This is a genomic window from Pseudoroseomonas cervicalis, assembly GCF_030818485.1.
In the GTDB taxonomy this organism is placed as follows: domain Bacteria; phylum Pseudomonadota; class Alphaproteobacteria; order Acetobacterales; family Acetobacteraceae; genus Pseudoroseomonas; species Pseudoroseomonas cervicalis_A.
In genome coordinates this window covers 69,913-89,800 of record NZ_JAUTAJ010000003.1, presented here as the reverse complement: position 1 = coordinate 89,800, position 19,888 = coordinate 69,913, and the positions used below count along the sequence as shown (strand labels likewise).

The window sequence follows — 19,888 nt, the reverse complement described above, 5'->3', positions numbered from 1 at the left end:
CCCGCTTCGGCCGCGCCGGCGCGGCGCGCCAGCCTAGCGCCTGGCCGGGAATGCGGAAGCTGGCGGGCGGCTCACGGCGCCGTGACAAATTGGCCATGGCACCGCGCCGCGCTTGCGCCGCGGCCCGCGCGAAGCGCAAGCAGGAGGGGCCGGGTCACCATATCCCGCAGGGCGGGAACCCGGCGGGCAGGAGCGTCCATCCCATGATGAAGATCTTCGCCGCCCTCCTCGCGCCCTTCGGCCAGATGCTGCGCAGCCATCCCTGGCTCTGCATGCTGGGCTGCACCTTGCTCGCCCTGGTCTCCGCCTATCAGCATTGGGGCCATGCGCTGGCCATCTTCGCCTGCGCCGCCAGCATGATCCTGATGTGGGAGGATGAGCGCCGCCACCCCGCGCCGCTGGCGGACAGCCCCGCCGCCTGAGCCGGGGGGAGGGGGCGGGTCCGCCCCCCACGCCGCTCACGCTTTCGAGAGATCGTATCATCATACCCCGCCGGACCCCCTGGCGGGGTAGGCGGGGGCGGCCGGATGGGGTTTCCTGCGCGCCAACGGCACGGGCGGTCCGCGCGTGCCCTGGCCAAAGCGTGAGGAGACTGCCATGCCCGTGACCGGGGAGATGCTGATCGGCGCCGCGACGCTGCGCGGGACCGAGGGCGATATCCATGCCGTCAACCCTGCCACGGGCGAGACCATGGCGCCCGCCTTCGGCGGCGGCGGCGCGGCCGAGGTGGAGCGCGCCTGCGCCCTGGCCGAGGCCGCCTTCGGCCCCTATCGCGAGACCACGCCGGCGCAGCGCGCGGCCTTCCTCGAAGCCTGCGCCCAGGCGATCCTCGACCTCGGCGACGAGCTGGTGGAGCGCGCCTGCGCCGAGAGCGGCCTGCCGCGCGGCCGCATCGAGGGCGAGCGCGGTCGCACCGTCGGCCAGCTGCGCCTCTTCGCCCAGGAGGTGCGCGATGGCGGCTGGCTCGATGCCCGCATCGACCCGGCCCAGCCGCAGCGCCAGCCCCTGCCGCGCGCCGATATCCGGCTGCGGCAGATCCCGGTCGGCCCCGTCGCCGTGTTCGGCGCCAGCAATTTCCCGCTCGCCTTCTCGGTGGGCGGCGGCGACACCGCCTCGGCGCTGGCCGCCGGCTGCCCGGTGGTGGTGAAGGCGCATTCGGCGCATCCCGGCACCTCGGAGCTGGTCGGCCGCGCCATCCAGTCCGCCGTCAAGGCGTGCGGCCTGCCGGAGGGGGTGTTCAGCCTGCTGTTCGGCTCGGGCGCCAAGGTGGGCTCGGCGCTGGTGGCCGATCCGCGCATCCAGTCGGTGGGCTTCACCGGCTCCTTCGCCGGCGGCACGGCGCTGCTGAAGGTGGCGCAGTCGCGCCCGCAGCCCATCCCGGTCTATGCCGAGATGAGCAGCATCAACCCGGTCTTCCTGCTGCCCGGCGCGCTGGCGAAGCGCGCCGCGGCGATCGGCCAGGGCTTCGTCGGCTCGCTGACGCTGGGCGCCGGCCAGTTCTGCACCAATCCGGGCCTGGTGCTGGGCGTGGAGGGCGCGGCGCTCGACGCCTTCGCCCAGGCCGCGACCGGCGCGCTGCAGGGCGCGGCGGCGCAGACCATGCTGACGCCCGGCATCCACAAGGCCTATGTCGAGGGCGTGGCCCGTCTGGCCAGCAACAACCGGGTGCAGACCCTGGCCGAGGGCGTCGCCGGCCCCGGCCCCTATCAGGGCCGCGCCGCCCTGTTCAGCACCACGGCCGAGCATTTCGCCGCCGACCATTCGCTGCTGGAGGAGGTGTTCGGCGCCGCCTCGCTGATCATCCGCTGCCCGGACGAGGCGACGATGCTGCGCCTGGCGCAGCAGATCGAGGGCCAGCTGACCGCCACCATCCAGATGGAGGAGGGCGATCTCGAGCTGGCGCGCCGCCTGGTGCCGGTGCTGGAGCGCAAGGTCGGCCGCATCCTGGTCAATGGCTACCCGACCGGTGTCGAGGTCGGCCACGCCATGGTGCATGGCGGGCCGTGGCCGGCGACCTCGGATGGCCGCACCACCTCGGTCGGCACGCTGGCGATCCGGCGCTTCCTGCGCCCGGTGAGCTACCAGGACTTCCCCGATTCGCTGCTGCCCGAGGCGCTGCGCCAGGGCAACCCGATGGGGCTGTGGCGCCGCACCGACGGCGTGCTGGGCCGCGACTGAGAGGACGGCGCGGCGGCGGGCTCTCAGCCCGCCCCGCGCCCCTGCAGCAGGGCGCTGTCCTGCCAGGCGGCCGCCGCCGCGGCGGGCAGCGCCTGCACGCGGTTCTTGCCGCCGGCCTTGGCCGCGTACATCAGCAGATCGGCCGAGGCCAGCGCCGCATCGGCCGAGGCCGGCGGCTGCGCGAAGCCCACCGCGCCGACCGAGGCGGTGACCGCCTGGCCGATTTCCGCCATGCGCGCGGCGATGGCGGCGCGGGCGCGCTCGGCCATCTGCTCCGCCGCCTCCTGCCCGGCGCCGGGCAGCAGCAGGGCGAATTCGTCGCCGCCCAGCCGCGCCGCCAGCGCCCCGGGGGGCGCCAGCCCGGCCAGGCAGCGCGCCACCTCCTGCAGCACGCGGTCGCCGGCCGAATGGCCCTGGCGGTCATTCACCGCCTTGAAGCCGTCGAGGTCGAGATAGACCAGGGCGAAGCCGCGCCCCCCGTCAGGGCCACCCTGGCGCGCCTCGGCGATCGCCGCCTCCACCCCGCTGATCAGGGCGATGCGGTTGCCGATGCCGGTCAGCGCGTCCTGCACCGCCAGGTCGTGGATGCGGCGCGTGGCGCGGCGCAGCTCCAGCGTGGTGATCACCATCTCGGCCAGCAGCCGCAGCGTCTGCCGCGCCTCGCCGCTCAGCTCGCGCGGCTGGCAGTCGAGCACGCAGAGCGTGCCGAGCGCGGCGCCGTCCGGATTGACCAGCGGCGCCCCGGCATAGAAGCGCATCGGCGGCTGGTTGGTGACATAGGGGTTCTCGGCGAAGCGCGGATCCTGCCGCGTGTCCGGCACCACCATCACCTCGTCCGGCGTCATGATGGCATGGGTGCAGAAGGACAGGCTGCGCGGCGCGTCGGTCAGGTCAAGGCCGATGCGCGCCTTGAACCATTGCCGCTCGGCATCCAGGAAGGTGATCAGCGAGATCGGGCTGCCGGTGATCTGCGCCGCCAGCCGGGCGATGTTGTCGAAGGCGGTCTCGCAGACGGCGTCCAGCACCTGGTAGCTGCGCAGCGCCGCCAGCCGCTCCGCTTCATTCGCCGGCACCGGGAAGGGCGGGATGATCTGCGCGGCGCTGCCGGGCGCCGCCATGCTCGCCCCGGCTCCGGTGATGATGCCCTGCTGCTCCTGCATCGCCTGTCCTCCGCTGCGCCGGTGAGCCCGGCGGCATGGGCCGCCCGCGCCCTCGGCCGCGGCGGCCCTTGCGGCCAGCATAGGGGATCGCGCCGGACGGGTCAGCCCGCCCGGGGCCGCGCCCGGGGCCGCGCCGGATGCCGCCGACCTTCCGGAGGGATGACGCCGCAGGCGGCGCGCGGTTGCCGCCGGCGCCGGCCTCACCCATGCTCGGCCGCGTGCAGGGAGCGGGGAGCAGGGACCATGACAGGCTTCGGCCGCCGCCTTCAGGCGCGCATCTTCACCGGCGGCTTCGCCGGGCGGCGCCCCGCCCTGCCGGTCGCGGCCGAGGCGCTGGAGCGCGCGGCGGAGCGGCGCATGAGCCGCCGCGCCTGGGCCTATGTGGCGGGCGGCGCCGGGGCGGGGCGGACCATGGCGGCCAACCGCGCCGCCTTCGACCGCCACGCCCTGGTGCCGCGCATGCTGCGCGACGTGTCGCGGCGCGACCTCTCGGTGACGCTGTTCGGCCGCACCCTGCCGCTGCCGCTGCTGCTGGCGCCGATCGGCGTGCTGGAGCTGGCGCATCGCCAGGCGGATCTCGCCGCCGCCCGCGCCGCCGCGGCCGAGGGGCTGCCCTTCATCGCCTCCAGCCAGGCCTCGCACCCGATCGAGGCCATCGCCGAGGCCGGCGGCGCCGGGCCGCGCTGGTTCCAGCTCTACTGGTCGGCCAGCGACGCGCTGGCCGGGAGCTTCCTGCGCCGCGCCGAGGCGGCGGGCTATGAGGCGGTGGTGGTGACGCTGGACACCACCCAGCTCGGCTGGCGGCCGATGGATCTGGATGGCGCCTATCTGCCCTTCCTGCGCGGCCGCGGCCTGGCCAATTACCTGTCCGACCCGGTGTTCCCGACCCTGCCATTGCCGGCCGAGGATGGCGCGGAGCGGCCGCCGGTCGGGCTGCGCGCCCTGCCGGCGCTGCTGGAGCTGCTGCGCCACTGGCCGCTCGGCACGCGGGCGGCGCTGGCCGATCCGGCCGCGGCGGTGCAGGCGGTGCGCCGCTTCATCGCGCTGTATTCGCGCCCCGACCTGACCTGGGCCGACCTGCCGCGGCTGCGGCGGATGACGCGGCTGCCGATCCTGCTGAAGGGCATCCTGCACCCGGAGGATGCGCAGCGGGCGCTCGCCGCCGGGATGGATGGCGTCATCGTCTCCAACCATGGCGGGCGGCAGGTGGATGGCGCCATCGCCTCGCTGGACGCGCTGGGGCCGGTGGTGCAGGCGGTGGGGGGCAGGGTGCCGGTGCTGTTCGATGGCGGCATCCGCACCGGGGCCGACATCGCCAAGGCGCTGGCGCTCGGCGCCCGCGCGGTGCTGCTGGGCCGGCCCTATGTCTATGGCCTGGCGCTGGGCGGCGAGGCGGGGGTGCGCGCCGTGCTGCAGGCCCTGGCGGCGGAGCTGGACCTGACCCTGGCGCTCGCCGGGCAGGCCGATCTGGCGGGGCTGGACCGCAACCTGCTGGCCTGAGGCGGGGGCCAGGGGCAGGGGCGGGGGCAGGCAGGCGAGGGAAGGGGGCGCGGCCGCGCCCCCTCCGCCAGGGTTCAGCCGCGCAGGAACGCCAGCAGGTCGGCGTTCAGCCTGTCGCGCATCGTGTCGGCCAGGGCGTGCGAGCCGCCCGGATAGACCTTCAGCTCCGCCTTCGGCGCCAGGGTCAGCACGCGGCGGGCGGTGATGTCGATCGGCACGATCTGGTCGTCATCGCCATGGATCACCAGCACGGGGATGTCCATGCGGCGCAGATCCTCGGTGAAATCGGTCTCCGAGAAGGCCTTCACGCAGTCATACAGATTGGTCAGGCCGGCGGCCATGCCCTGCACCCAGAAGCTGTCGCGCATGCCCTGGCTGACCTGGTGGCCGGGGCGGTTGCCACCGAAGAACGGGTCGGTGAAGTCGTGGAACAGCTGCGAACGGTCCTTCAGCAGGCCGGCGCGGATGCCGTCGAACACCTCCATCGGCACGCCATCGGGGTTGCTGGCGCTCTTCACCATGCTCGGCGTCACCGCGCCGACCAGCACGGCCTTGGCGATGCGGCTGGTGCCGTGCCGGCCGATGGTGTGCGCCACCTCGCCGCCGCCGGTGGAATGGCCGACCAGCACGGCATCCTTCAGGTCGAGCAGCTCGAGCAGCGTGTAGAGATCGTCGGCATAGGTATCCATCTCGTTGCCGGCATAGGGCTGCTCGGAACGTCCATGGCCGCGCCGGTCATGCGCGATGCAGCGGAAGCCCTGGCCGGCCAGGAAGTGCATCTGCGCCTCCCAGGCATCGCTCGACAGCGGCCAGCCATGGCTGAAGACCACGGGGCGGCCGCTGCCCCAATCCTTGTAGTAGAGGCTGGTGCCGTCCTTGGCGGTGAAGCGAGGCATGCACGGATCTCCTGTGCGGGCGGGGCGGATGCGGCGCCGCGCCGATCGCGGGCCGCCACCCGGTGGCCGCACCCTACGGCCGCTTCCCCCCGCGCGCTTGTCCAGGGCGAACGTGTTCTGCCGTTGCCGAAACGCAATGGCGCTGGCCGGAACGTGTTCCGGCGCTCAGCCCGGCCGGCCGGCCGGTGCCTGCGGCGCGGCGGGCCGCGGCGCCTGATCCTGCGGCGCGCCACCCGGGGCGGCGCCATCGGGCGCCGCACCGCCCTGGGGCGCGTCCTCCTGCCCCGGCCGCGCCGCGCGCACCGGCTGGCCATTGCCGGTGAAGGTCACCACCGTGGTGCGCCGGCTGCGATCCGTCGCGCGGCAGACGGCGCGGTGCCAGATCTGCCCATCGGTCGACAGGCTCAGCTCGCAGCTGCCCTCGACATCCTTGGCGGCGGTCTGGCCATTGATCGAGGTGTGCATGCGCGACAGCGTCATGTGGTATTCCTCCGGCCGCGGCTGGCGGTCGCTCGCCACCTGGAAGCCGATGGTCACCTCGGGCCCCGACTGCACCGAGAGCAGGATCACCCCTTGCGCGTTCTGCACATAGACCAGCCCGCTGGTGCAGGGGCGCGGATCGCCCTCCACCGTCATCTCGCAGCGCCCGGGCGCGCCGATCACCAGCCGCGGCGGCGGCGCGCCGGCGCCCGGCTGCGGCAGCGGGGCGGCGTTCTGGGCCAGGGCGGAGGCAGCGGTCAGCGGCAGCAGGGCGCAGCCGGCGAGCAGGGCGTGCATGATCGGGCGCATCGGTTTCCTCTCCTGAACGATCGCGCCAGAGCAACGGCCAAATCGGGCGGCAATGCGACAGGGGGCGGACAAGGCTGCGTGAAGCGCGGCGCAGGCGCGGCCATGGCTCAGCGCGCCGCCGGCCCGTCCTGACGCTGGAATTCGCGCGCCTGCCAGTAGTCCGGCGACTGCTTGTAGGAGGCATTGCAGCCGGAGACGCAGTGGCGCTGCATCTCATGCAGGTCGAGCAGCAGCACGCCCTGGCCCAGCTGTTCCAGATGCGCCGCATCCGCCGCGAGATGCGCCGCCAGGCAGCGAGTCAGCAGCCCGGGTCCGCTGGACAGCCAGATCGATTCGCGGTCGCCGCGCAGCACGGCCTGCACCGCTTGCTCCAGCGCCGCGCCGATCACCGGGTGGCGCGGCCGCACGGCGATGATGTTGTTGCCGGCGGAGCCGTAATGCTCCTGCCGCAGCACCAGCTCGCGCCCGGCCACCAGCCCGTCCAGCGGCGCCACGCAGCGGTCATCGGCATCGGCATAGACGCCCCCTTCGCTGAAGAGCAATGCCAGGCGGAACAGATCCGCCTGGCCGGTCACCGAGGGCAGCCGCCGGAAGGCGCGCAGCAGCCGGGCATCGGGCTGCGCGGCCAGGATGCCGCGCGCCGCCTCGGCCGAGTAGAGCCGGTGCTCCCATCCCGGGTTGCAGGCCTGCCAGCTGCCGACCAGCGCCGCGACATCCGCCGGGGGCGGCGGCGCGTCCCAGAACTGGTGGATGCGGCGCGGGATGGCCTGGCCGGAGCCCGCCGGCCGCGGCGCCAGCAGCCCTTCGCGGCGCAGGGCGATCAGGAAGGCCATGGCGCAGCCGGTATGGTGGGGGAAGCTGTCCAGGACCTGCCGCCAATCCTGCAGCCCGCGCGCCGCCCGCGCGGCCTCCAGCGCCTCGGAATCCGTCGCGAAATCGTTCAGGATCTCGCCAGCCAGGCTCTGTGACACATTGCTCTGCCGCCTGTGGCGGTCGAGCTGCAGCGCGCGCGCCAGGGCCCTTCGCGCCCCCGGCGTGTCGAGTGTCATCAGCCGCAGCTCGGCCAGGCTGCGGAAATCCTGGGCCTGCGCGCCCTCCGCGGCGCTGGCCTGCTCCTGCAGCGCCAGCGCTTCCTCCAGCCGCCATTGCGCCTTGCGCAGCCCGGCCAGGAGGCGCAGCCGGAGCTGGCGCTGCGCCGGCGTGGCGGCGGGCAGGTCCTGGATCAGCGCCTCGGCCTCGGCATGGCCGCCTTTCAGCAGGACCAGGCGCTGGCGGAGGCGGAGCAGCTCCGCATCCTCCGGGAAGCGGGCCCTGGCCGTGGCCAGGAGGCGTTCCGCCTCGTCCCAGGCGCCGAAACGCAGCAGCTTGCTCGCCAGCTCCCGGTCCAGCCCGGGATGGGGGGCGGCGACGCGACGGGCCCGGCGAAGCCGCTCCAGCACCTCGACCATCGGCAACAGGCGCGCCGAGGCGCGCGCCAGGCCGATCCAGGCCTCGGCCGGGGCCCCGGCCTGCGCCACGGCACGCTCGAAGAGGGCCAGCGCCGCCTCGTCCTCATGCTGCCGCAGACGCAGCCGGGCGAGGGCCAGGAGCAGCTGCGGCTGCTCGGGCGCGTCCGCCAGCCGCGCCTGCAGCAGGGCTGCGGCCTCCGCAACCCGGCCATCGGCGGTGAGCCGCCGGGCCAGACGCAGCGCCGGCGGCACCGGATCATCGGCCGCGGCCAGCAGCCGGCGCTGCACCGCCTCGGCCTCCGCCCTCTGGCCCCGGCGCTCCAGCAGGCGGCCCAGCATCTCCAGCACGGCGGGCCGCGGCGCCTGCTCCGCCAGGCTGCGCAGCAGGGTCTCGGCCGCTGCGGGCTGTTCCGCGGCCAGCAGCAACTTCGCCAGGCGCAGCCCGCTGGCGGGGCCATGCGGCACGGTGCCGAGCCGCGCCAGCAGCGGCGCGGCCTCGGCCGGCCGGCCGCAGCGCTGCAGCAGCTCGGCCAGGGGCAGCAGCAGCTTGGGGTTGTCGGGGTGGTGCAGCCGCGCCGCCTGCAGGCCGGCCAGCGCCGCCGCGTCGCGTCCCTGGTGGCGCAGCAGCCGGGCCAGGGCCAGTGCCGGGCTCAGCGCTTCCGGCTGCCCGCCCTGCCATTGGCGCAGCGCCGCCTCGGCCTCCGCCAGGGCGCCCTGGCGCTGGCGCAGCTCGGCCAGCAGGCCCAGCGCCTCGCCGGGGGCGGGCTGGGCGGACAGCAGGGCCTGGAGAGGCGCCTCCGCCTCCGCCAGCCGCTCCTGGTCGAGCAGCAGCCGGGCCAGGCGCAGCCGCGCGCGGCCGGGGCGCGGACCTTCGGCGGCGCGGCGGAGCAGAGCCTCGGCCTCCGCGCCGTCGCCGCGCCGCAGCGCCGCCTCGGCCTGTTCCAGCAGCGCGACGCCCGTCATGCGCAGGACGCCCCGGCACTGTTCGGCGCGACAGGCAGCGAAGGCGAGGCAGGCGGCATGGGACGAAAGATCCGGCTTGCAGGGCCAGGCCCTGGATATGTCGTCCCGTTAATTCATACCCGGCGGAAGGAGGCAAGCGCGGCTGGCAAGGCGCCTGACGCGCGGGCGGTCGGCGCGCCGCAAAAAGGCCGGCGCCGCCCAGCACCCAAAGAATTTTACATAACTATTCTTATTGGAGAATTGCGAACGCCGCCATGCGGCCTTGCCGCCCGGCCCGGAGCGCCATGCCGGGATCGCTCCCGGCACGGCGCCCGCAACCGGAGGGCGGGCGGGCTGCGCCCGCCCCCCGCTCAGCCCAGCGGCTGGTCGCTCAGCGCCCGGCCCTCCAGATGGCCGAAGACCAGGTAATGCTCCAGCGGGTTCACCCCGGCCGCGGCGACATCGGCATGGGCGCGCAGATAGGCCTCGGCATCGAAGCCGGCGGAGGGATCGCGGCCCTCCTTCCAGCCGAAGCTCATGTAATGCGCCAGCGGGTCGACCCCCGCCGCCGCGACATCCTGATTGGCCGCCAGATAGAAATCGGTGTCGAAATGGGCGTTGGGATTGCGCCCCTCCGCCTGGCCGAATTGCAGCCAGTGGCTGCGCGCATCCAGCCCCGCCGCGCCGATATCGGCATTGGCTAGCAGGTAGTATTCCGCGTCGAACCCGGCCTCGATGCGCTGGCCGATGGCGGGGCTGGCGCCGCGGCCCTCGGCCAGGCCGAAATGCAGGTAATGCTCCAGCGCGCCGATGCCGGCCTCGGCCACATCGGCGTTGCGCGCCAGATAGCCCTGCGCGTCGAACTGCGCCGAGGGGTCGCGCCCTTCCCGCGCGCCGAACTGCAGATAGTGCTGCAGCGGGTCGATGCCGGCCGCCGCCACATCGCCATGCGCCGAGAGATAGCCGCTGGTGGAGAACACCGCATTGGGGTCGCGCCCCTCGCGCCAGCCGAATTGCTGGTAATGCGCTGCCGCCGACAGGCCGGAGGCCAGCACATCCGGATTGGCCTGCATGTAGTGCAGCGCGTCGAACAGCCCCGGGCCCGCGAGATCGACCAGCCCATCGGCGAAGCGCACCGCCTCAATATTGCGCAGCGTCACCGCGCCCGCCTCGGCGCTCAGCATCAGCTCGTCGCCCTGGCGCAGCATCTGGTAGTCGGCGATCGCGCCGCCCAGCACCACCGTGTCGTGGCCCGCCTTGCCATCGACCAGCACATTGCCGCTGCCGGCCTGCAGCAGGTCGTCGCCGGCGCCGCCCAGCACCTGCCGCACCCCCGGCGCCGCCTCCAGCCGCGTCACCTGCACATCATCATAGCGGATGCCGGCATTGCCCCAATTGTAGAGCGCGACGCTGCCCTGCTCGGTGTCGTGGATCTCGATCGGCCTGGTGAACAGCGCGGTGCCGTCCAGCCAGGCCTGCAGCCGGCCGCCGGCGATCTCGGTGCGCAGATGGTTGTCGCCATCGGCATCGTAGCGCACCGGACCCTGCCACAACGTCTGCTCGATGCCGTCCTTCAGGCTGAAGAGCTGCGCCAGGCCGGTCTGGTTGTCGAATTCCAGCTTGTAGTAGTTCTTCGCGTCCTTGTAGTGCAGCAGCACACCGGCGCCGCCGCCGGAAGGCGCGGTGAAGCGCAGCTCCACCGCGTAATCGGCCCAGGCGGACGCCCCCTCCCCCTCATAGACCGCATAGCTGCCCTTGCGCAGGGCGAAGATGCCATCGCCGAGCGGGCTCCAGTTCAGGTTCCATTCCGAGCTCGGCGCCGTGTCGCCGCTGCCGCCGAGCTGGCGGCTGTAGCGGTTGGAGCTCTGCTGCAGCGCCCCGTCCACCACGCTCCACTGCGCCTCCAGGCCGATCTCGCCCTCATCGACGAAGCGCCAGCCGGCGGGGCTGCCGGCCGAGAAATCCTCGCGCAGCAGCAGATCCTCGGCGGCGGTGACGGTGACCTGCACCATGTCGCTGTCATGCCCGCCCGCGCCGTCGAGGTCGAGGCGCAGCAGATGCGTGCCGGTGCCGAGCGTGACGCGCGCCTCCGCCCCCTCGGCCAGGGTCTGTCCGTCCAGGCTCCAGCGGATGGTGCTGGCCTCGTCCAGGCCGAGGCTGGCGAGCGCCGAGAGATCGATCTCCGCCACCCCGTCGCCATCGCTGTCGATGACGCGCACCGCCTTGCCGGCATCGGCCAGCAGCGTGCCCTTGTGCACCATCAGGTCGTCGAACAGCACCTGGCGCTGCCCCTCGCTGTAGAAGCCGACCGTGCCGCCGGAGAGCGGCGCCGTGGCGTCGCGCACCGGGCCGCCGAACAGCGCCTCGCCATCCAGGGTCGCCAGCAGCTGGCCGTCCCGCAGCGCCAGCTCCACCGCCATGTCGCGGTCGAAGGGGCTGGTCGCGGTCTCGCGCGCCAGCACCGTCTCGGTGCCATTCTGCACCTTGACCAGCAGCCGCTCATGCCGCGCCACATCGAAGCTCAGCCGGTAGTGGTTGGCATCGTCCTGGTAGTAGGCGACCAGGCCGAAGGCGCGCTGGTCCTCGGCCTGCAGCGTGGCGGAGACGGTGTAGCCCGACCATTCGGCGCTGCCCTGGCCCTGCCAGCTCATGATGCCGGAGGCGCCATCATAGGCGCGCAGCATGCCCTCGGGCGCCGCGATGCCCTCGATCGCGACGTCGCGCGAATGCACGCTGCCCTTGACCTGCCAATTGCCGCCCGGGCTGCGCCAGCCCAGCGCGTCGCCATCGTCGAAATTGTCGAAGAACAGCGTGTCGCCATCGGTGACGGCGATCTTCACCGCATCGGTGCTGGCGGTGCCGCGCGCATCGGTCGCGCGCAGCGTCAGCCGGTGCAGCCCGGCCTCCAGCGACAGCTCCGCCCGCGCGCCGGTCGCGATCACCGTGCCATCGGCGTCCAGCCACTCATAGCGCACCACCTGGCGCAGCGCGTCGACCGAGCGGCTGCCATCCAGCATCACCAGCGCGCCCTCCGCGCCGGCGGCCTCCACCACCTGGTCATCGCCGGCCCTGGCGCGAAACTGCACGCCCGGCGTGCCAAGATCGGCGCCCAGCAGCGTCTCCTCATGCTCGCGATAGCGCCCGGTCAGCTGCTGCTGGCCGCCGCTGCCGATCGATTGCGACAGGCTGCCATCGCCGAAGCTCGGGGCGAGGTCGCCGCCCTCGAAATCGAACTGCACGCCGCGCGCGCCGGCGGGCGGCGCCGCGAAGGGGCCGGCAGCGGTGACGCCGCCCAGCGCCGCCACCTGCTCGCCGCTCAGCGCGGTGTCGAGGAAGGCGAAGGAGGAAAGCGAGAACAGCGGCGTCTCGCCGCTGTCATCGGCGAAGATCAGGAAGCCCTGCTCGCCGATATTGTAGGCGGCGCCGACGGTCTGGCTGCCCTGCAGCACGCCGTCGACATACTTGTTCATGGTGAAGGTCGAGCCGCCCTCGCCGATCCGCTCCAGCGTGATGGCGAGGCGATGCCAGCCCTCCAGCGGCAGCCGTCCCTCATCCTGGCCATCGGTGCCGATCAGCGCGTGGCCGTCGCGGAAGTTCAGCCAGAGATCACCATCGGTGATGTTGTTCAGGTCGCTCTGGAACAGCGAGGCCAGACCGCCCTGCTCCGGCAGATGGAGGTCATAGACCAGGGTGTAGGCGTCGAAATTGCCGCCGCCATCGGCCGGGGCGAAGCCCGGCTTCACCCGCAACCCGTTATTCGGGTCGAATTTCGGCGCGCTGATCGCGTGGCCCTCGCCATCCGGCAGGGCGGGCAGGCCGAGCTCGGTGGTGCTGCCGAACTGGATCGGCTGGATCGGGATCTGCGGGCCGCCGGCGCCGCCGCCGGAGCCATCGCGCGAGGGCTCGGCATCGCCGCGCGCGCCGGTCAGGTACTCGCCCTTCGCGCTCAGATAGGTCTCGGTGTAGACGGCGTTGTTGTCGGGGTCGATGGTCACCAGGCGGATGGCGCCATTGCCGCCATTGCCGCCCTCGGCCGGGTTGCCATTGCCGGTGACCTCGGTCGCCACGCCGTTCTGGTAGTTGACGAACATCTGGTAGACCGGCTGGCCGGCCTCGTTGTAGCTGACGATGGTCTCCGCCCCGTCGCCGAACACATGGCCGGAGAAGACGAAGGAGATGTTGCTGTGCTTCGAGACGAAGCCCTGCCACATATCCTCGCCGTCATTGGCGTTCTCGGCGCTGCTGCCGATGCCGTAATCCTTGCCGGTGCCCTCGGCGAAGAGCGGGCCGGAGTAGTTGTCGGCGCGCGTGCCCATATTGGTGTAGTGGTGGGTGGTCAGGATGGCGCGCGCCTGCGGGTGGGCATCCAGCACCTCGCCGGCCCAGCGCAGCACATCGTCGCGTGCGCCGAATTCCAGCGCCAGCACGATCCATTGCGTGCCGTCGGCGCCCTCGAAACCGTACCAGGCATTGTTGGTGGAGCCGGCTTCCTGGTCATAGGTGCCGCCCAGCGTCGAATGCTCGCGCATGTAGTCGGCGGTGAAATACTGGTCCAGCAGCGAGGTGTACTGGTTGGCGCTGCCATTGCTGCCCTGGTCGTGATTGCCCGGCAGCACCGAGTACGGGGTGATGCCGTTCAGCGTGGCGAAGGCCTGCTTGGCGATGTCCCATTGCGCCGGCTGGTTGCTGGCCACGACATCGCCCACGCTCATCACGAAGCGCAGATTCATCGTCGCGGCATTGTCGGCCAGCCATTGCGTCATGCCGTTCAGGATCTTCTGGCCATTGCCGGCGAAGACGTAATCCTGCGTGTCGGGCATCACCGCGATGGTGTAGGCATTCTCCCCCGCCATGCGCAGGCGGAAATTGTCGGAGACGCTGTTGCCCGCCGCATCGGTCGCGGTGAGGGTGACATCGTCATAGCCGATGGCGCCGAGGCTCAGCACCAGCCTGCCATCCTGCACCGTGGCGCCCGTCACCGTGCGGCCATCCGAGGTGGTGACGCTGTAGTTCAGCCCCTCGCCCTGGAAGACGCCGTCGAGATCGAGCTCCAGGCTCTGCTGCGCCGGCGTGACGCGCTGGTCGGCCAGGCCCCGCAGCAGCACCGGGCCGGCAGAGAGGCCGACCTCCACCATCTGCCCCTCGCCATAGCTCGGGCTCAGCGCGCCGCCGGTGAAGTCGAACTGGGTGGCGTGGCCCTCGGCCGGGGCGGTGGGCAGCACGCCGCCGGCCTGCGCGCCGCCAAGCGCCGCGATCTCGCCCTCCGCCATGGCGCGGTCGGTGACATGCAGGCTGTTCAGCCAGCCCGACCAGGTCTCGCCATCATCATCGGCGAAGACCATGAAGCCCTTCGCGGCGTCGATGGTGAAGCGCGCCGCATCGACGCTCTGCTCGCCGACCTTGACGCCGTCGATATATTTGCCGAGCCGCGCCGTGCCGTCGCCGGCATCCTGCACGGTGATGGCGACACGGTGCCAGCTGTCGAAGCGCATCGCGCCATCATACTGGCCGGCGATGCCGAGGCCGATCGTGCCATCCGCCGCCAGCCGCAGGAACAGCTCGGCATCGCCGCCATTCTCGCGGCCGGTCTGCAGCAGGGCGCCATACTCGCCCGCCTGCCCCTGCGGGATCAGCAGGTCATAGACCAGGGTGTAGCTGGAGAGCGGCGCCTCGCCGCCCGGCAGGATGGCATAGCCATCGCCCGGCTCGGTCGCGGGGAAGCCGATCACCGCTTCGTTGCGGCTGCCGGGCAGCGGCGTCGCGCCCAGCTGGCCGGCCTCGCCGATGACGCTGCCATCGACGGTGCGGCGGTTCATCGTGCCGTCGCCGAAGCTGGCGGCGAAATCGCCGCCCTCGAAATCGAACTGGGTGGCATGGCCGGGCGCGCTGCCGGCGGCGAAGATGCCGCCCGGCTGCGTGCCGCCCAGCGCCTGCATCTGCGCCGCCGAGAGCGCCACATCGGTGAAGGCGAAACCGGCCAGGAAGCCGGCGGCGACCTCGCCATCCTCATCGGTCAGCAGCAGGAAGCCGCGATCGCCATCGATGGTGAAGCGCGCGGTGGAGACGCTCTGCTGCCCGACCAGCACGCCGTCGATGTATTTCATCAGCAGCGAATTGCCGTCGCCCTGGTCGGCCAGGGTGAAGCCGATGCGGTGCCAGCCGGCGCCGCTGGCGGCGCCTTCATACTGGCCGGAAATGCCGGTGCCGTAGACCCCCTCCCCGGTCCAGCGCAGGAACAGCTCGGCATCGCTGCCATTGCTGAGATCGGTCTGGAACAGGGCGGCGTAATTGGCCATGCTCGCCGGGTCGATCTGCAGGTCATAGACCAGGCTGTAGCTGGTGATCGGGCCGGCGATGCCCGGCTTCACCAGATAGCCCTGCTGGCTGTCGGCGGCGGGGTGGCGCAGCACGCCTTCCGGCGCGTCGGGCAGCGGCGGCAGGCCGAGTTGGCCCAGCTCCCCCACCTCGCCCGCCTGCGCCGGGTCGCGCGGCGCCAGGCTGCCGGGGCCATAGCCGGCGCCGAGATCGCCGCCCGCGAAATCGAACTGCGTCGCGCCCGTGGCGGCCTCGCCCTCCGGCAGGATGCCGCCGCTCCGCGGGCCGCCCAGCGCCGCGACCTGCTCGGCGCTCAGCACGCCGGGCTGGAACAGGAAACCGCCCAGCGCGCCGGCATTGGTCTCGCCATCCTCATCGGCCAGGATCAGGAAACCCTGCTGGCCGTCGATGGCGTAGCGCGCCGTCTCCACCTCCTGCCGGCCGGCCAGTTCGCCATCGATGTACTTGGCCAGCAGCGTCTTGCCATTGCCGAGATCGGAGAAGGTGAAGGCCAGGCGGTGCCAGGCGCCGAAGCCCATCTCGCCCTCATAGGTGCCGCCGATGCCGATCCCGCCGCTGCCGGTGTCGTTGCGGATGAACAGGTCGCCATCGCTGGCATTGCCGAGATCGGTCTGCAGCAGCGCGGTGAAGCGGCTCTCGGCGCCGGCGGGGATCAGCAGGTCATAGACCAGGCTGTAGCTGGTCAGGCTGCCCGACAGGCCCGGCCGCACGTGGAAACCGCCCTCCGCAGTGGCGGCGGGGAAGCGCAGCGCCTGGTCCGCGCCGCCCGGCAGGGCCGGGAGGGACTGGCTCTGGAGATCGGTGAAGACTGTCGTCGCCATGGGAATCCGTCCTTGAGAGGCGGCGGAGCATCCCCGGCTTCGATAACGGTTTGATGACGTTTGTGGAGTTTTTTGGTTTTATCGGCCCAAACCGTCAAAATTCCACACAAACGCAAAATGCGGCTTGCGGGCCGCCCGGCCGGACGGCAAAGCTCCGGCCATGTGGTCCCAGGAACGGCATCGCCTGATCGTCGAGCGGCTGCGCGCGCAGCGGCAGCTCTCGGCCGATCTGCTGGCGCAGGAACTCGCCGTCTCGCGCGAGACGGTGCGGCGCGACCTGGTGGAGCTGGAGCAGGCGGGGCTACTGCGCCGCGTGCATGGCGGCGCCGTGCTGGTCGAGGCGCAGCCGGAGCCGCCACTGGCGCACCGGCTGCAGCAGCGCCGCGCCGAGAAGGAGGCGATCGCCCGCGCCGCCGCGGCCCTGCCACGCCCGGGGCAGAGCTGCTTCATCGATGCCGGCAGCACCACCGCCCTGCTGGCCGCCGCGCTGCGGCCGATACCGGAGCTGACCGTGATCACCAATTCGCTGGAGGTGGCGCAGGCGCTGCGCGGCCGGCCCGGAACAGCGCTGACGCGGCTGGTGGGCGGCGTGCTGAGCGCCGAGATGCCGGGCCTCTGCGGCGAGGCCACCATGGCCGAGCTGGCGCGCTACCATGTCGACCTGGCCTTCGTCTCGCCGGTCGGGCTCGACCCGCGGGAGGGCGCGACCAATTTCATGCAGGCCGAGGCGGAGATCGCGCGGCTGATGCTGCAGCGCAGCCGCCGCCCCGTGCTGCTGGCCGACCATGCCAAGCTCGGCCGCGTCAGCCGGCTGCAGATCTGTGGCTGCAGCGGCGTCCACACCCTGGTCACCGACAGCCAGGGCGGCGAGATGGCGGAGAGCTTCCGCCAGGCCGGCATCACCGAGGTGCTGGTGGCGCAGGGCTGAGCGCCGGGCCGCCACGGGCGGCGGTGCGGCGCCGTGCGGTCTCGCGCAGGGCGCGGTCGGCATAGCTGCCGCGCAGCGCCGCGCTGCCGCCTTCCTCGTACAGATCCATCAGCAGGGCGCTGTGGATCAGGCCGAGATGGCTGAAGGCCTGCGGGAAATTGCCGAGGAAGCTGCCATCCGCATCCATCTCCTCGGCATAGAGGCCGAGGTCGTTGGCCATGGCCAGCAGCGCGTCGAACCGCCCCCGCGCCTCCTCGACCCGGTCGAGCACCAGCAGCGCATCGACCAGCCAGAAGGCGCACAGCACAAAACTGCCCTCCTGCCCCGGCAGGCCGTCCTCATGCCGGTAGCGATGGACCAGCGGGCCCTCGCCCAGCTCGGCGATCACCCGGTCCACCGTGCGGGCCAGCACAGCGCGGCCGAGCGGGAAGCCCAGCATCGGCGCCAGCAGCAGCGCGGCATCCACCGCCTCGCCGCCCATCACCTGGGTCAGGTGGCCCTCGCGATGCACGCCCTGGCTGCGCACCGCCTCAAGGATGGCGTCGCGCTCGGCCACCCAGTGCGGCCGGTCGCCGAACAGGCGGATGGCGCGGTCCAGCGCCACCCAGTTCATCATCGCCGCATGCACATAGCGCTGCGGCTCGAGGCGCGGCTCCCACAGCCCGGCATCCGGCTCGCGCCAGCTGGCGGCCACCAGATCGGCCATGCTGGTGCCGATGCCGGTCAGCGCCGCGTCCAGCTCGCCGCCCAGCGCCCGGTGCAGATGCAACAGGTCCAGCACCTGGCCATAGACGTCGTATTGGTGCTGCTGGGCGGCCTCGTTGCCGGTGCGCACGGGGCGGCTGCCGCGATAGCCCTCGAAATGCGCGATCTCCGCCTCGGCCAGCTCGGTGCGGCCCTCGAGGTCGAAGAGCGGCGGCAGCGGCTGGCCGGGCCGGTGCGGCAGGCGGCGGATGAAGCCGAGAAACGCCTCCGCCTCCTGCAGCTGCCCGTATTTCTTCAGCGCGTAGAAGGACAGGCAGGCATCGCGCAGCCAGCAATAGCGATAATCCCAGTTGCGCACCCCGCCGATTTCCTCGGGCAGCGAGGTGGTGGGCGCCGCCACCAGCGCGCCGGTGGGCCGATAGGTCAGCGCCTTCAGCACCATGGCGGAGCGGCGCACCATCGCCTCCCACCGCCCGGTGTAGCGGCCCTGGCGGCTCCAGCCATGCCAGCGCGCCTCGGACTCCGCCTGCAGCGCGGCGAAGCACTCCGGCCGGTCCTCCGCCTGCGGGGTGAGGACGAAATCCTGCTGGCCGCCCGAGGCCAGGCGCAGCGTGGCGACCAGCCCCTGCCCGTCCGGCTGCCACCCGGCGGCGCCGTGCAGCCAGGGGCCGCCCGCCATGGCGACCGGGCCGGCACCGGCCGACAGCGCCGGGAATTCGGTCGCGAAGCCGCGCAGCGGCTGGTAGCGCAGCAGCAGCACGACCTCGCCGCGCAGCCCCAGCAGGCCGCGGAACAGCCGGTCGAACCCCTCCGCCTCCGGCCCATGCACCAGCGCGTCGCGCAGCAGCACGGCGCCGCCGGGCGTGGTGAAGCGGGTCTCCAGCGTCTTGGTGGCCTCGGCATAGCGGCGCTCCACCCGGCAGGATGCCGCCGGGCGGATCTGGAAGAAACCGCCGCGCCGGCGGTCGAGCAGGCGGGAGAAGATCGGCGGCGCGTCGAAGCGCTCCAGGCAGGCCCAGTCGATCGAGCCATCGGCGGCGATCAGCGCGCTGCCATGGCCGTCGCCGATGAAGCCGTATTCGGCGATGGGCCGGTAGTCGCGGCGCGCCGGGTCGAGATCCGGCACCGCCGGCAGGTCGAAGCCGCCCTGCCCCGGCATCAGCGCGGCCCCGCGCGGCCGAGCAGCCAGCCCGCCAGCCCGGCCGCCGCCAGGCCGAGCCCCGCCGCGCCGAGCCGCGCCGCCTGGCCGGAGAGGCGCAGCGCGCCGTCGCGCCCGGGATACTCGCCCTCGCTGCGGTGCCGCCCGGGCACCGGCGCGAAGAGATTGCCCTCCGCCGGCCGGTCCAGCGGGCGGTCATCCATCTGCCCCCGCACCCCGTTGCGGCCCAGATGCCGGTCGGCCAGCACGGGGGCCAGCATGTTGCCGAGGATGGCGACCAGGCTGGAGCCGCCCAGCCAGACCTCCCGCACGGGGCGGCGCAGGGCGGCGGCAATGGCGCGGGCCGCGGTGTCGGGGGTGACCGTGCCGCCGGCCGGGCGCGGGGCGCGCGGCAAGGTGGTGCGCGCCCAGCCGAATTGCGGCGTGTTCACCGCCGGCAGATGCACCTCGGTCACCGCGATGGCGCTGCCCTCATGGCGCAGCTCGGTGCGCAGGGAATCGGTGAAGCCGACAATGGCGTGCTTGGCGCCGCAATAGGCGCTCTGCAGCGGGATGCCGCGATAGGCCAGGGCCGAGCCCACCTGCAACAGCACGCCCCGCCCGCGCGGGCGCATATGGCGCAGCGCCGCCATGCTGCCATGCACCGTGCCGAGATAGGTGACCTCGGTGACGCGGCGGAATTCCTCCGGGGTGAGGTCGGCGACCGGCGCGAAGACGGTGACCATGGCGTTGTTCACCCAGGCCTCGATCGGGCCCAGTTCGCGCTCGGCCTGCGCGGCGGCGGCGAACACCGCCTCGGCCTCCGCCACATCGCAGCGCAGCGGCAGGGCCCGGCCGCCGGCGGCGCGGATCTCGGCCGCCAGCGCCCGCAGCGCCGCGGCGTCGCGGGCGATCAGCCCGACCCGCCAGCCCTGCCGCGCCAGGCGCAGCGCGGTCGCCCGCCCCACCCCGGCCGAGGCGCCCGTCACCACCACCACCGATCCCTGCACCGCCATGCGCCCCGCCTCCAAAACTTACGGGGATTTA

At 72.9% G+C, this 19,888-nt stretch carries 11 protein-coding genes; 4 read left to right on the top strand and 7 right to left on the bottom strand.

The window, feature by feature from the left end; genetic code table 11:
• Nucleotides 1-203 precede the first annotated feature (203 nt).
• A complete protein-coding gene (locus QE401_RS03140) occupies nucleotides 204-422 on the top strand; it encodes a hypothetical protein (protein WP_307136808.1) in 219 nt (72 codons plus the stop codon).
• A 175-nt stretch (nucleotides 423-597) separates the two neighbouring features.
• Nucleotides 598-2,178 carry an aldehyde dehydrogenase (NADP(+)) gene (locus QE401_RS03135; protein WP_307136807.1) on the top strand — a complete coding sequence of 527 codons (1,581 nt, stop codon included), beginning with the start codon at nucleotides 598-600 and terminating at the stop codon, nucleotides 2,176-2,178.
• Nucleotides 2,179-2,201: 23 nt separating this feature from the next.
• Here QE401_RS03135 and QE401_RS03130 read toward each other — a convergent pair whose 3' ends face one another.
• Entirely contained in the window at nucleotides 2,202-3,338 is a 1,137-nt protein-coding gene (locus QE401_RS03130) for a sensor domain-containing diguanylate cyclase (protein ID WP_307136806.1), read from the bottom strand.
• Nucleotides 3,339-3,581: 243 nt separating this feature from the next.
• Here QE401_RS03130 and QE401_RS03125 point away from each other — a divergent pair, with 243 nt between their 5' ends.
• A complete protein-coding gene (locus QE401_RS03125; RefSeq protein WP_307136805.1) occupies nucleotides 3,582-4,838 on the top strand; it encodes an alpha-hydroxy-acid oxidizing protein in 1,257 nt (418 codons plus the stop codon).
• Between the two features lie 74 nt (nucleotides 4,839-4,912).
• On the opposite strand, the gene QE401_RS03120 is transcribed toward QE401_RS03125, so the two are convergent.
• From QE401_RS03120 to QE401_RS03105, 4 genes are all read right to left on the bottom strand, one after another.
• Nucleotides 4,913-5,734, bottom strand: a complete 822-nt coding sequence (locus QE401_RS03120) for an alpha/beta fold hydrolase (protein ID WP_307136804.1) — start codon at nucleotides 5,732-5,734, stop codon at nucleotides 4,913-4,915.
• A 165-nt stretch (nucleotides 5,735-5,899) separates the two neighbouring features.
• Nucleotides 5,900-6,523 carry a hypothetical protein gene (locus tag QE401_RS03115; RefSeq protein WP_307136803.1) on the bottom strand — a complete coding sequence of 208 codons (624 nt, stop codon included), beginning with the start codon at nucleotides 6,521-6,523 and terminating at the stop codon, nucleotides 5,900-5,902.
• 107 nt (nucleotides 6,524-6,630) lie between these two features.
• A complete protein-coding gene (locus tag QE401_RS03110) occupies nucleotides 6,631-8,934 on the bottom strand; it encodes a tetratricopeptide repeat protein (RefSeq protein WP_307136802.1) in 2,304 nt (767 codons plus the stop codon).
• Between the two features lie 350 nt (nucleotides 8,935-9,284).
• Nucleotides 9,285-16,070 carry a hypothetical protein gene (locus QE401_RS03105; RefSeq protein WP_307136801.1) on the bottom strand — a complete coding sequence of 2,262 codons (6,786 nt, stop codon included), beginning with the start codon at nucleotides 16,068-16,070 and terminating at the stop codon, nucleotides 9,285-9,287.
• A gap of 160 nt (nucleotides 16,071-16,230) precedes the next feature.
• Between QE401_RS03105 and QE401_RS03100 the strand changes: the two genes are divergently transcribed.
• Entirely contained in the window at nucleotides 16,231-16,998 is a 768-nt protein-coding gene (locus QE401_RS03100) for a DeoR/GlpR family DNA-binding transcription regulator (protein ID WP_307136800.1), read from the top strand.
• On the opposite strand, the gene QE401_RS03095 is transcribed toward QE401_RS03100, so the two are convergent.
• Nucleotides 16,970-18,862, bottom strand: a complete 1,893-nt coding sequence (locus tag QE401_RS03095) for a glycoside hydrolase family 15 protein (RefSeq protein WP_307136799.1) — start codon at nucleotides 18,860-18,862, stop codon at nucleotides 16,970-16,972. The two genes, QE401_RS03100 and QE401_RS03095, sit on opposite strands and share 29 nt — an antisense overlap.
• Nucleotides 18,862-19,857 carry an SDR family oxidoreductase gene (locus QE401_RS03090; protein ID WP_307136798.1) on the bottom strand — a complete coding sequence of 332 codons (996 nt, stop codon included), beginning with the start codon at nucleotides 19,855-19,857 and terminating at the stop codon, nucleotides 18,862-18,864. The genes QE401_RS03095 and QE401_RS03090 overlap by 1 nt, the downstream gene beginning before the upstream one ends.
• Between the last annotated feature and the right edge of the window lie 31 nt (nucleotides 19,858-19,888).